This is a genomic window from Mesorhizobium sp. B2-3-13, assembly GCF_006442195.1.
Classification (GTDB): Bacteria; Pseudomonadota; Alphaproteobacteria; order Rhizobiales; family Rhizobiaceae; genus Mesorhizobium; species Mesorhizobium salmacidum.
Genome location: NZ_VFVQ01000034.1, coordinates 1 through 11,974, shown reverse-complemented (window position 1 = coordinate 11,974; position 11,974 = coordinate 1). Strand labels below are relative to the sequence as shown.

Sequence of the window (11,974 nt, the reverse complement as noted above, 5' to 3'; positions counted from 1 at the left end):
CGTCCTCACTTTTTCTTGCCGAGACCGGGCAGGCCGCCACCACCGCCAAGGCCGGGAAGCTTCATGCCGCCAGGCAGGCCGGGCAAGCCGCCGCCTGGGGCGGGCAAGCCCTTCATGCCACCGAGGCCGGCGGCCTGCGCCTGTTTCTGCAAGGCCTCGAGCTGCTTGGGATCCATCTTGGACAGGTCGGGCATGCTGCCGCCCATCATGCCGCCCATGCCGCCCCCGGGCACCATGCCGCCAAGGCCCATCTTGGAGGCGAGGCCGCCCATCATGCCGCGCATCAGCCCGCCGCCTTTGCCCTTGCCCCCCATCGCCTTCATCATGTCGGCCATGCCGCGATGCATCTTCAAGAGCTTGTTGATCTCGGCCGCATCGGTGCCGGAGCCGGCGGCGATGCGCTTCTTGCGCGAGTGTTTCAGTATATCGGGATTGGCGCGCTCGGCCTTGGTCATCGAGGAGATGATGGCGAGCTGGCGGCCGAACATCTTGTCGTCGAGGCCGGCGGCGGCCATCTGGTCCTTCATCTTGCCCATGCCGGGCATCATGCCCATGATGCCGCCCATGCCGCCCATCTTCGACATCTGCTGAAGCTGCTGGGCGAGGTCGTTCAGGTCGAACTTCCCCGACTGCATCTTCTTGGCCATCGCCGCCGCCTGCTCGGCGTCGATGTTTTCCGCCGCCTTCTCGACGAGCGAGACGATGTCGCCCATGCCCAGGATGCGGTCGGCGATGCGCTTGGGGTGGAATTCCTCCAGCCCGTCCATCTTTTCGCCGGTGCCGATCAGCTTGATCGGCTTGCCGGTGACGGCGCGCATCGATAGCGCGGCACCGCCACGGCCGTCGCCGTCCATGCGGGTCAGCACAAGGCCGGTGATGCCGACGCGCTCGTCGAAGCTTTTCGCCAGGTTGACGGCATCCTGGCCGGTCAGGGAGTCGGCGACCAGCAGGATCTCGTGCGGGCTCGACACCTTCTTGATTTCGGCCATCTCGACCATCAGCGGCTCGTCGATATGGGTGCGGCCGGCGGTGTCGAGGACGACGACGTCATGGCCGCCGAGCTTGGCCGCCTGCACGGCGCGCCTGGCGATATCGACCGGGTTCTGGCCTGCTATCACAGGCAGCGTCGCGACCTTGACCTGCTCGCCGAGCTGGCGCAACTGCTCCTGCGCGGCGGGGCGCCGCGTGTCGAGCGAAGCCATCAGGACCTTCTTGTTCTGCCGCTCGGTCAGGCGCTTGGCGATCTTGGCCGAAGTCGTCGTCTTTCCGGAGCCCTGCAGGCCGACCATCATGACGACGACCGGAGCAGGCGCGTTGAGGTCGATGGCGACGCCCTCGGCGCCCAGCATGTCGATCAGCTCGTCATGGACGATCTTGACGACCATCTGTCCGGGCTTGATCGACTTCAGCACGGCGGCGCCGACGGCCTTCTCGCGCACCTTGTCGGTGAAGGAACGCACGACCTCCAGCGCCACGTCGGCCTCGAGCAGCGCACGGCGCACCTCACGCAACGCCGCCGAGACATCAGCCTCGGAAAGCGCGCCGCGGCCGGTCAGGCCGTTCAGGATGGAGCCAAGGCGCTCTTGCAGGGACTCAAACATTGATCAACCCACCGCGCGAGAGCGCCTTGGAGTCATAGTGATCCCTGTCGGGCCGATGGCCCTCCACGCCTCTTGTGCGCTGCTGCAGCGATTCAAACATTCGTTTTCCTTTCCCTGGCACCCGGATGGTGCCCGAGAGGTAATGCGTTCGCGCCCAGTCTCCAAGCAAAAGCCAGTCCAAGCAAAAGCCCAAAACCAAAAAGCACCCGGGGGCGCACAGCGCTGCCGGGTGTTGGCCTCCAGGATCTGTTTACAGCACTTGGCCTCAAGAGGCTTCGGCGTCCTGGTCGGCTTGCTCGGAGGAATACTCGTCGCGGAATTGGTGGGCTGTAGACAGGAAATCGGCGCGAGAGTCAAGGCAAGGCCGGTGTCGCGCGTTTCCCGGACCGCGATCAGGCCGGACCCACGGCGTTCGGGACCTCGGCCGAGACCCTGAGCGGCGAGCGTGGGTGCAGCAATAGAGCAATCGTCAGCAAGCTGCAGGCGATGCCGATGAGGGCGATGAGAATTGCATCCGACATCATCCATCCCGGCCCTTCGAGCGGCTTGGCGGTGAACAAGGCGAAGGAATTGTAGCTCTGCTGATGCGAGATCAGCAGGAAGCCGGTGAGGTTGTTGCCGAGATGGGCGCCAAGTGCTGCGCCGAGATTGCCGGTGGCGTAGACCATGAGTGTCAGAAGCAGCGCGAAAGCGGCGATCGAAACCAGCACGCAGGCATTGATGGCGGCCGACGAACCGCCGCTCCAGTGCAGCGAGGTGAACAGCAGGCCGGGCAGCAGCGCCCAGATGAAAGGGCTGCGGAACCGGCTGGCGAGGCCGCGCAGCAGATAGCCGCGAAACAGCACCTCTTCCGACGAGGTCTGCAGCAAGGTGAGCGCGACGATCGGGATCGCGAACAGCAGCCAGGACGACAGGCTGATCGTGCCGCGAGCGATCCCCGGCGCTAGCAAATAGAGCAGGATTTCGGACAAAGCCGAGGTGATCAGCACCGCGATCAGACCCTTGAGGAAGTCCGGTCGCGATACGCGGCGGCCGGTGCCGAGGAGGGCCGACAGCGGCTCGCCATGCACCCAGCGCATCGCGATCCACAGACCGATCCAGATCCCGGCGAAGGAGGTGAGCGCGCTGAGGATGCCAATGGGCGAGGCGAGAAAACCCTCCATGCCATATGGCGAAGCCGTCACCTGCCAGGCGAAGTAGACATGTGTGCCACCCAACAGCACGGCCGCGGTGGTGGCGCCCCAGAGCAGGACGACGATCAGCGTCCCCAGAAATAGACGCAACAAAGTCGTCCTGGCGTTCGGCGTGTTGCGATAGCGCTCGAAGGCAGTGTCGTCGATTGTCACGCTTGTCCTCGATCCGAATCCATCGCTGCTGATCCAGCTGTCCTTGATCTAGCCGATGGCCTCGGAAATCGGAATCGATATCGTAAACGGATCGTGCGGCACCCAAGCGCCGTCCGGTGCCGGTACGGTCTTGCTAGTGTCGTCAGCCGCCGCTTCGGCGACCTCTGGCCTCTGTCAACGCACCACGTACATGATGCGCCGGGTCTGCGGGTCGACCAGCGTCGGCTGACCGTTCACGTAGACATAGCGATACTTGTAGTCGGGAATTTCGCGCAACTCCACGGTGTCGGGCAGGGTTGCGCCGGTCACCACCTCGCCTTCGAGATAGACGGGGTCGAGGCGATGGGTGTCGACGTAGGTCCTGACCTCGGCCGGAGGCCGGACGACGGTGTCGATCGGCTCGCCGGTGACGATCGCTCCGGTGTACTCGGTGGAATAGTTGCCGATGTCGTCCGGCGGTGAGACGACGGCAACGGCGGAGCGACGCTGCGTCAGCACCACGCGGCTGCCGCCGAAATCGGCGGTGACGTAGTCGGAATAGACCCAGCCCTGGCCGCCGGCTTCTGCGATCGTGCACCATTTGCTGTTTTCGATGCAGCCATTGAGCGTCGCCGACTGGCCAGCGGCCAGCACGCCGATCACCGGATATTGCGGACCCGGGCCAGCGCGCACGTTGAGATCGGTGACCGCCGATACGGCGGTGTCCGCCAATGCGGCGCCCGACATCATGGTGAACACTCCGGCGATTGCGGGAAACAATACGGATTTCATGGTTTCTCTCCGTTTTCGTGGTCCCTCGCCAGCGAAAACGGGGCAGCGGCGCATGCGTTCCGGTTAAAACGCGCGAGCCAACTCACGATTTCCCGTATCTTTCGGCAAGCCGGCCACAAGATCGTGAACAAAGGCCAGTTTCTGCGCCGTCACGTCCGAAATGACGAAGGGGTAGAGGTCGGGCAGGCCCATGCAGCGGTTGATCGAATTGGAGGCTTCCGACAGCACCAGCCACCGGGCAAGAATCTTGTCGAAGGGCTCGGGCGTCTTTGCAGGCTCCGACGGCGCTGCCTGCAGCCCGCCACCAGTATCGCCCTGGGGCAGTTCGGCCGCCTCCACCGTCTCCAGCCGGCCGAGCGGGAAGTTCAACGCATGGACCATCTCCAGCGTGTCGGTGATGTGCAGATGGTGAGCCCAGGTCTCGGCCCAGTCCTCCCACGGATGCGAGGTGGCGTAGGCCGAGATGTGGTCTTGCTGCCAGTCGGGCGCGGCGCCATTGGCGTAGTAGGCCTTCAGCGCCTGTTCGTAGTCGGCGCGTTCGTCGCCGAACAAAGCGCGGAACGCTTCCAGCCCTTGCGGATCGTCGCGGATCAGGCGGTCCCAGTAATAATGGCCGAGCTCGTGGCGGAAATGGCCGAGCAGCGTGCGGTAGTTCTCGCCCATCTCGACGCGACGTTTTTCGCGCTCGGCTGAATCGGCCTCGGCGACGTTCAGCGTGATCAGGCCATTGTCGTGGCCGGTGAGAATCCGTTCGCCGCCCGGGCCGCCGCCGATCGGATCGGCGAGGAAGTCGAAGGCCAGCCCGATCTCGTCCGTCGGGCTTTGCTTGGGCGCCACCGGAAGGCCGAAGGCGAGCAGCGAATAGATGGCGCGCTTCTTCGCCGCCTCGACGCGGATCCAGCGGCGGCGGTTGCCGTCGACCGAGAGGTCGGGGATCAGCTGGTTCAGCACGCAGGCACGGCAGAAGACCTGCCCCGGCTCGGCCATCCAGTTGCAGGCGCATTCGTCGGCATTGGTGCACTGGATGGCGCCGTCGACGCCGGACAGGACAAAGCGCGCGCGCTCAGGATCATAGAGCACGAGACTGCTGCAGTTCAGGCACTGGGCGTTCTCGAAATAGAGACGGTGGCCGCAATGCGGGCAGTCGAAAAGTTTCATCTCGGTCTCAATTCATCAGAAGGGCACAGGATGCATGGCGGCCCGTGCCCAAACGCGAGCCACCGGCCGGTGTTCCGCGGTCCGGCGAGACTATCTCGCTTCGCTGGTCCAGGCGCTCCGATGCGGTCCACGGCCGGCATCAACGTCTTTCATGCATGGCCTCGCCATAATAATCACTTGATCGTAGGCAAATTCCCCGGCATTCGCCAGCATCGCGCCACAGACGGTGACAAATGTGCCTTTCGCTGGCAAATTCGCAATCGGGACGTGAATCAGGCAACCAGGAGAACAACATGGCATTTCTTGCCAAGGGTAGGATTTTAGCAGCTGCGGTGGTGGCGGTGCTGGGGCTGGCAACGGGCGCGCAAGCGGCGGCCAGCTGCGGCAAGACCGGCGCCGGCTTCGATGCCTGGAAACAGGATTTCGCGGCCGAGGCCAAGTCCGAAGGTGTCGGGTCGAGGGGGCTGGCCGCTCTGGCCGGCGCGACCTATGCAACAAGGACCATCTCCGCCGACCGCGCTATCCACAAGGCGTTCAGCGGCTCGGTGGACGATTTCATGAAGCGCCGTGGCGGGTCCGCTATTATTTCCAAGGGCCGTTCGCTGAAGAAGTCGAACGCGGCGCTGTTCAACCAGATCGAACAGAACTACGGCGTGTCGCCGGGCGTGCTGCTCGCCATCTGGGGCATGGAGACCGGCTTCGGCGCCTCGATGGGCAACCAGAACACGGTCTCCGCCATTTTGACGCTTGCCTATGATTGCCGCCGCCCCGACTATTTTCGCCCGCACGCCATCGCGGCCCTGAAGCTGGTTGATCGCGGCGCGTTGACCGCCTCGTCGGTCGGCGCCATGCATGGTGAGATCGGCCACACGCAGTTCCTGCCCGGAAACGTCCTGAAATATGCGGTCGGCAGCGGAAACCTGCGCGACAAGGCCACCGCTTTGGCCTCCACCGCCAACTTCCTCAAGGGTCACGGCTGGCGGGCTGGCGCCAGCGCGCAGTCGAATATAGGCGCGATCGCCGGCTGGAATTCCGCAAGCGTCTATCAGCAGGCCATCGCCCGCATCGCCACCGCGATCGACGCCGACTGATCGAAATCTCTCAACAATTCCAGGGAAGGTGTGAAACGATTTCCGTCAGGAGTTGTGTCTAAGCAACATCTCGATGGCGAGCCCGGTCACGGGCTCTCTTCGAGCGTTTGCGCTGCCCCTCATCCGCCTGCCGGCACCTTCTCCCCGTATAGTGACGGGGAGAAGGGATTTGCGGCGATGTTGGCGCTCGTTCTGCAGCGCTGGCGATTGACGAAAGCGTTGATTATGGCGTTTTTCTCCCCGTCACTATACGGGGAGAAATGCCCGGCAGGGCAATGAGGGGCGGCGCCAACATCGACAATTAACGAGTTGGCGGGACGCGGTTCCTGCCGCCCAGCGGCACCAGGCATCGACCGGGACAGCGCATTCCGTCTAGCTGTTGCGGTTGCGCGCGGCCAATGTCCGCAGCCTCAGCGCATTGAGGCGGATGAAGCCGGCAGCGTCCTTCTGGTCGTAGGCGCCACGGTCATCCTCGAAGGTGACCAGCGCGTCGGAATAGAGCGTCTTCCCAGACTTGCGGCCGGTGACCATGACATTGCCCTTGTAGAGCTTCAGCCGCACCGTGCCTTCGACGTCTTCCTGGCTCTTGTCGATCATCGCCTGCAGCATCAGGCGCTCGGGCGAGAACCAGAAGCCGTTGTAGATGAGCTCGGCATAGCGCGGCATGAACTCGTCCTTGAGGTGCGCGGCACCGCGGTCGAGCGTGATCGATTCGATGGCGCGATGGGCCACGATCAGGATGGCGCCGCCGGGCGTTTCATACACACCCCGCGATTTCATGCCGACGAAACGGTTCTCGACAAGGTCGAGCCGGCCGATGCCATTATCACGGCCGAGATCGTTGAGGGCGGCCAGCATGGTCGCCGGCGACAGTTTCTTGCCGTTGAGCGCGACCGGGTCGCCCTTCAGGAACTCGATCTCGATCTCGGTGACGGCATCCGGCGCGTCCATTGGCGACACGGTGCGCTGATGCACGAATTCCGGCGGCTCCACCCATGGATCCTCCAGCACCTTGCCCTCGGACGAGGAGTGCAGCAGATTCGCGTCGACCGAGAACGGCGCATCGCCCTTCTTGTCCTTCGGCACCGGGATCTGGTGCTGTTCGGCGAAGTTCATCAGGTCGGTGCGCGACTTGAACGACCAGTCGCGCCACGGCGCGATGACCTTGATGTCGGGGTTGAGCGCGTAGGCGGAAAGCTCGAAGCGAACCTGGTCGTTGCCCTTGCCGGTGGCGCCATGGGCAATCGCATCGGCGCCGGTCTCCCTGGCGATCTCGACCAGGTGCTTGGAAATCAGCGGTCGTGCGATCGAGGTTCCCAGCAGGTAAGTGCCTTCATAGACGGTGTTGGCGCGGAACATCGGGAAGACGAAGTCGGATACGAATTCCTCGCGCACGTCGACGACGCGGATGTCCTTGATGCCCATCATCTCGGCCTTGCGGCGCGCCGGCTCCAGCTCGCCGCCCTGGCCGAGATCGGCGGTGAAGGTGACGACTTCGGCGCCGAGTTCGGTCTGCAGCCATTTCAGGATGATGGATGTGTCGAGACCGCCGGAATAAGCGAGCACGACCTTCTTGACGTCTTTGATCTTGGACATTTGGCAGTTCCACGACAGGAGTTCTCGGCGCGCGAGGTATCACGCCGCTTCCAGGCTGCGCAAGGGATGAACACGAGGCAGGTGGTGACACCAGGATCGAGCAGGGCTGGATCAGCACTCTTGCCGTCCGGCCGCTGGCAAGAAGGGGCGGCATCCTCTATAGCCTGACGTCCCCAACCCAAAGGCCTGCCCATGTCCTTCATTCCCGACACCGCCACGCTGATCCAGTTCGCGATAGCCACCGTGATCCTGGCGATCACGCCAGGCCCTGACATGACGCTGTTCGTGTCGCGCACGCTGAGCCAGGGTCGGGCCACCGGCTTTGCCTCGATGGCCGGCGCGCTGTGCGGCACGCTGATCCATACCACGCTGGTGGTGGTCGGCGTCTCGGCGCTGATCGTCGCCTCGCCTATGGCTTTCTTCGTGCTGAAGATCTTTGGCGCCGGCTATCTCGTCTTCCTGGCCTGGCAGGCGATCGCCAAGGGCTCGGCCTTTTCGCCGGAAAAGAAGACGGGCCCGCAGATCTCGCTGCTGCGCAGCTGGGCCGCGGGGCTTGGCGTCAACCTGCTCAATCCGAAGATCATCCTGTTCTTCATGACCTTCCTGCCGCAATTCGTGTCCGCGCACGATCCGAATGCGCCCGGGAAGCTGTTCTTCCTTGGCTCCATGTTCATCGTGCTGTCGATCCCGGTGACGGCACCCATGGTGCTGGCGGCGGAAAAATTCTCGGCGGCGATGAAGGCCAGCCCGCGCGTGACGCGCGTGGTCGACTATCTCTTCGCCGGCGTTTTCTCGGCCTTCGCGCTCAAGATCCTGACGGCCCAGGCGAAGTAGGAGCTTTCTCGTCCTTCCACCAGCTTCCGGCCCAGCGGCCGGCGCTGAGCCAATAGAAGATGCCGCCGACCATGCCACCACCGAGCACCGCCATGATCGCGCTGGTCTCGGTGACGGCAAAAGCGGAATCGCGGATATTGTCGACGAGGCCCAGGAAAACCCCCGACACCAGCGCGCCCGCCAGCGCGTAGAACAGCCAGTCGCGCCGGCCGAGGATTTCGGCAATCAGGATGACGACCGCGGCCGGCATGAAGCCGAAATAAGCGACAAACAGAGCGACGAAAGGAATTGAAAAATAGAGCGATGCCGTCGCCGCCGGATGGGCTTGCGCCGGCGCGTAACCGAGCGAGGCCAGGAACAGGATGTTGAGGAAGGCGCTCGCCGCCAGCGAGGCGATGGTGTAGCCGAATAGGATGACGGCGAAGCGCACGATATAGGCGACGAGACGGTTCATCAGGGATCACGGCCCGTGAGATGACCGGACTTGTGTCCAGCCAGAAGCCAGTAGACCCAGCCGGCGGCAATACCGGCCGCGGCCAGAAAACCGAGGAAGCCCGGATTGAAAACGAAGCCGCCGGCGGAGCCTGGGACAAAAACACCGAAGGCGATCGACGTGACCGCGCCCGTGACGGCAAAGTAGAACCATCCTCGCAGCGCCAGCCGTTCGGCGACGAAGATCGCTGGGCCGACGATCAGCAGCGCGCAGATCGCCACGGTCAACACGGCGAGCGGGAAGGAGGCCAGCCAGTCGAATGTGAAAATGATCGACCAGTTGCCGTCCTCGATCCCGGCCAGAAGAACGATCAGCAGCACCGGCACCAGGATGGAGGTGAGCACAGCGGCGACGTAGCCGACTGTTATGATGGCGAAGCGCTTCGAGCAGGCGACGAGACGGCTCACACCTCGCCGTGCCCCGCGATCATCATGGCTTCCAGCGCCAGCCGGTCGACCTTGCGCATGCGCTCCGATTCCGACTTCAGCTGGCCGCAGGCGGCCAGGATGTCGCGGCCGCGCGGCGTGCGGATCGGCGAGGCATAGCCGGCATTGTTGATATAGTCGGCGAACTTCTCGATCGTCTCCCAGTCCGAGCACTGGTAGTTGGTGCCAGGCCACGGGTTGAACGGGATCAGGTTGATCTTGGCCGGAATGCCCTTGAGCAGCTTGATCAGCCCCTTGGCGTCCTCAATGGAATCGTTGACGTCCTTCAGCATCACATATTCGAAGGTGATGCGCCTGGCGTTGGACAGGCCGGGATAGGCGCGGCAGGCGGCGATCAGCTCCTTGAGCGGATACTTCTTGTTGATCGGCACCAAGAGGTCGCGCAGATCGTCATTGGTGGCATGCAGCGAGATCGCCAGCATGACGCCGATCTCCTCGCCGGTGCGGAAGATCTCCGGCACGACGCCGGAGGTCGACAGCGTGATGCGGCGCTTCGACAGGGAAAGTCCGTCGCCGTCGGAGGCGATCAGCAGCGCCTTCTTGACCGCCTCGAAATTATAGAGCGGCTCGCCCATGCCCATCATGACGACGTTGGATACTTTCCGGCCCTCGGCGGGCACGATGGCGCCATCCGGCGTGTCGCGGTCGGGGAAGTCGCCGAGCCGGTCGCGGGCGGTGAGCAACTGGGCGAGGATTTCCTCAGCCGTCAAATTGCGCACCAGCTTCTGCGTGCCGGTGTGGCAGAACGAGCAGGTCAGCGTGCAGCCGACCTGCGAGGAGATGCAGAGCGTGCCGCGGCCTTCCTCGGGGATATAGACGGTTTCGATCTCGACCGGCCGGCCGGCGCCGCGCGGCGGAAAGCGGAACAGCCACTTTCGCGTGCCGTCGGCGGAAATCTGCTCCTCTACAATCTCGGGCCGGGCGACGGTGAAATGCCTGTTGAGCTCGGCGCGCAGGTCCTTGGAGATGTTGAACATGCCGGCGAAGTCGGAAACGCCGCGTACATACATCCAGTGCCAGAGCTGCTGTGCGCGCATTTTTGCCTGACGCTCCGGCACGATGCCTGCAGCGACCAGGGCCTCCGCGAGCTCGGCCCGTGTCAGGCCAATCAGCGACGGTTTTTCGGCCGGCATGGCGCGGGTACGCAAGGCGTCACGGGCACCTTCGGCGGTGGGGTTGAGTGAAAGGGTCATGGTTGCACAGATATAAGCGGTTTACGGCCGATTTCATCCATCGTGCCTGATCTCAAGCGGGGCGCATAGCACAGCTTGGCGGCAGAGTCATGCCGCGGGCGATCGGGCAGCCTGTCCCGCCGCCGGGCAGTGGTGCTCCCCCAGTGCGCGATCGATCACATATTCGTGTCAGCGTAACGGCCGGCGCGCCATCCGCGAACCCTGAAGGGGCAACTGTGCCCCTGCACAATGGGAGTATGTGGAATGAAATCGATCAAGCTCGCCGTCATTGCCGGCCTCGCCGCTCTCTGCGCCTCGCAGGCGTTCGCCGAGGACACGATGGGTACCATGACCATGATGAAAGGTGGGCAAGTAACGGCGATCATGCCGGACGGGCACATGGGCACCATGATGCCGGACGCGAAGATGGGCGCCGATATGATGAAGATGGCCAAGCCGATCAAGCACTGCATGATGATAATGACCGACGCCAAGGGCAAGGCGTATATGATCGACACGTCGACCAAGAAGGCCCAGGCCGAATGTGAAAAAATGGCCATGTGACGATCTCGCAACGATTGCCCGCCGGCGTGGAGGTCGGCGGGTCGCGCAGCTTTCACTTCGATTGACGGAGGCGCTCTCTGGATCATGCGCGCGAGCGGACGCCCAACACCGCGGCCCGTTGATCCCGGCCGATCGTCAGACTCTTGCTTGATCGGTGTCATGCCTGTGCTAGGGCTGGGTTTTCCCCGCGAGGACAGACATGGCCGGCCAATCGCGAAGACATCCCATGCTGCGGCGTTCGCGCGCCATGTGGGCCTCGCGCCGCGTCTGGCAGCCGCGCCTTGTGTTCTGGGCCGGTGCGATCTCGATCGGCCTGATCAGCGTGTTGTTTGCCGTGCTGGCCGACAAGGCACAGGCGCTGTTTCATGTGGTGATCGGCAATGATGGCGGCTGGCGCTTCTATCTGCCGCTGGCGATCACGCCGCTCGGCTTTGTCCTGTGCGCGTGGCTGGCGCACGCCTTCTTTCCGGGCTCGCAAGGCAGCGGCATTCCGCAAGCGATCGCCGCCCGGCACCTGCGCGACGACGACGACCGCAGCCATATCCTGTCGCTCAGGCTGGTGGCGGGCAAGATAGCGCTCACCCTTGTCGGCCTGTTCTGCGGTGCGTCCATCGGCCGCGAGGGGCCGACCGTGCAGGTCGGCGCGTCGCTGATGCTGCAGGCGGCGCGCTGGGGCGGCATGGCGCAGGCGCGGGGCCTGATCCTGGCGGGATCGGCCGCCGGCATCGCCGCCGCCTTCAACACGCCGCTTGCCGGCATCGTCTTTGCCATCGAGGAAATGGGCCGCACCTATGAGGCGCGCACCAACGGGCTGGTGCTGACGGCGGTCATCCTGGCCGGCCTCGCCTCGCTCGGCGTGCTCGGCAACTACACCTATTTCGGCCTGTCCAAGGAGACGATCT

Annotated in this window: 12 protein-coding genes; 4 read left to right on the top strand and 8 right to left on the bottom strand. The window is 64.0% G+C overall.

Features of this window, described 5'->3' with window-relative positions:
• Positions 1-5 precede the first annotated feature (5 nt).
• The 4 genes from ffh to FJ941_RS27160 all read right to left on the bottom strand — a co-directional run bounded on the left by ffh (position 6) and on the right by FJ941_RS27160 (position 4,876).
• Complete coding sequence (gene ffh / locus FJ941_RS27180; RefSeq protein WP_140510511.1) at positions 6-1,601, bottom strand: signal recognition particle protein; 1,596 nt, start codon at positions 1,599-1,601, stop codon at positions 6-8.
• A 392-nt stretch (positions 1,602-1,993) separates the two neighbouring features.
• The gene (locus tag FJ941_RS27170; protein WP_140510509.1) at positions 1,994-2,947 is read right to left on the bottom strand and encodes a type II CAAX endopeptidase family protein; all 954 of its coding nucleotides are present in this window, start codon (positions 2,945-2,947) and stop codon (positions 1,994-1,996) included.
• 174 nt (positions 2,948-3,121) lie between these two features.
• On the bottom strand, positions 3,122-3,718 hold the full coding sequence (locus tag FJ941_RS27165; RefSeq protein WP_140510507.1) for a DUF1236 domain-containing protein: 597 nt from the start codon (positions 3,716-3,718) through the stop codon (positions 3,122-3,124).
• A 63-nt stretch (positions 3,719-3,781) separates the two neighbouring features.
• On the bottom strand, positions 3,782-4,876 hold the full coding sequence (locus FJ941_RS27160; RefSeq protein WP_140510505.1) for a putative zinc-binding metallopeptidase: 1,095 nt from the start codon (positions 4,874-4,876) through the stop codon (positions 3,782-3,784).
• Between the two features lie 293 nt (positions 4,877-5,169).
• Between FJ941_RS27160 and FJ941_RS27155 the strand changes: the two genes are divergently transcribed.
• Positions 5,170-5,967 carry a lytic transglycosylase domain-containing protein gene (locus FJ941_RS27155; protein ID WP_140510503.1) on the top strand — a complete coding sequence of 266 codons (798 nt, stop codon included), beginning with the start codon at positions 5,170-5,172 and terminating at the stop codon, positions 5,965-5,967.
• A gap of 372 nt (positions 5,968-6,339) precedes the next feature.
• Here FJ941_RS27155 and FJ941_RS27145 read toward each other — a convergent pair whose 3' ends face one another.
• Positions 6,340-7,563: an argininosuccinate synthase gene (locus FJ941_RS27145; RefSeq protein WP_140510500.1), complete on the bottom strand. Its 1,224-nt coding sequence runs from the start codon at positions 7,561-7,563 to the stop codon at positions 6,340-6,342.
• 192 nt (positions 7,564-7,755) lie between these two features.
• On the opposite strand from FJ941_RS27145, the gene FJ941_RS27140 reads away from it, so the two are divergent.
• Positions 7,756-8,397: a LysE family translocator gene (locus FJ941_RS27140; RefSeq protein ID WP_019862084.1), complete on the top strand. Its 642-nt coding sequence runs from the start codon at positions 7,756-7,758 to the stop codon at positions 8,395-8,397.
• On the opposite strand, the gene FJ941_RS27135 is transcribed toward FJ941_RS27140, so the two are convergent.
• The 3 genes from FJ941_RS27135 to rlmN are packed head-to-tail and all read right to left on the bottom strand — an operon-like array spanning position 8,369 to position 10,529.
• The gene (locus tag FJ941_RS27135; RefSeq protein ID WP_140510499.1) at positions 8,369-8,851 is read right to left on the bottom strand and encodes a hypothetical protein; all 483 of its coding nucleotides are present in this window, start codon (positions 8,849-8,851) and stop codon (positions 8,369-8,371) included. The genes FJ941_RS27140 and FJ941_RS27135 overlap by 29 nt on opposite strands.
• Positions 8,851-9,297: a hypothetical protein gene (locus FJ941_RS27130; protein WP_140510497.1), complete on the bottom strand. Its 447-nt coding sequence runs from the start codon at positions 9,295-9,297 to the stop codon at positions 8,851-8,853. The genes FJ941_RS27135 and FJ941_RS27130 overlap by 1 nt, the downstream gene beginning before the upstream one ends.
• A complete protein-coding gene (rlmN, locus tag FJ941_RS27125) occupies positions 9,294-10,529 on the bottom strand; it encodes a 23S rRNA (adenine(2503)-C(2))-methyltransferase RlmN (protein ID WP_140510496.1) in 1,236 nt (411 codons plus the stop codon). Before rlmN ends, FJ941_RS27130 begins: the two co-directional genes overlap by 4 nt.
• 243 nt (positions 10,530-10,772) lie before the next feature.
• Between rlmN and FJ941_RS27120 the strand changes: the two genes are divergently transcribed.
• Complete coding sequence (locus FJ941_RS27120) at positions 10,773-11,072, top strand: hypothetical protein (RefSeq protein WP_140510494.1); 300 nt, start codon at positions 10,773-10,775, stop codon at positions 11,070-11,072.
• Between the two features lie 199 nt (positions 11,073-11,271).
• Positions 11,272-11,974: chloride channel protein (locus tag FJ941_RS27115; protein ID WP_140510492.1), on the top strand; the 703-nt coding region annotated here is incomplete at its 3' end.

Coding starts and splice junctions, on each gene's coding strand:
- ffh (WP_140510511.1), bottom strand. CDS start 1,601: ATGTTTGAGTCCCTGCAAGAGCGCCTTGGCTCCATCCTGAACGGCCTG.
- FJ941_RS27165 (WP_140510507.1), bottom strand. CDS start 3,718: ATGAAATCCGTATTGTTTCCCGCAATCGCCGGAGTGTTCACCATGATG.
- FJ941_RS27160 (WP_140510505.1), bottom strand. CDS start 4,876: ATGAAACTTTTCGACTGCCCGCATTGCGGCCACCGTCTCTATTTCGAG.
- FJ941_RS27155 (WP_140510503.1), top strand. CDS start 5,170: ATGGCATTTCTTGCCAAGGGTAGGATTTTAGCAGCTGCGGTGGTGGCG.
- FJ941_RS27145 (WP_140510500.1), bottom strand. CDS start 7,563: ATGTCCAAGATCAAAGACGTCAAGAAGGTCGTGCTCGCTTATTCCGGC.
- FJ941_RS27140 (WP_019862084.1), top strand. CDS start 7,756: ATGTCCTTCATTCCCGACACCGCCACGCTGATCCAGTTCGCGATAGCC.
- FJ941_RS27135 (WP_140510499.1), bottom strand. CDS start 8,851: ATGAACCGTCTCGTCGCCTATATCGTGCGCTTCGCCGTCATCCTATTC.
- rlmN (WP_140510496.1), bottom strand. CDS start 10,529: ATGACCCTTTCACTCAACCCCACCGCCGAAGGTGCCCGTGACGCCTTG.
- FJ941_RS27120 (WP_140510494.1), top strand. CDS start 10,773: ATGAAATCGATCAAGCTCGCCGTCATTGCCGGCCTCGCCGCTCTCTGC.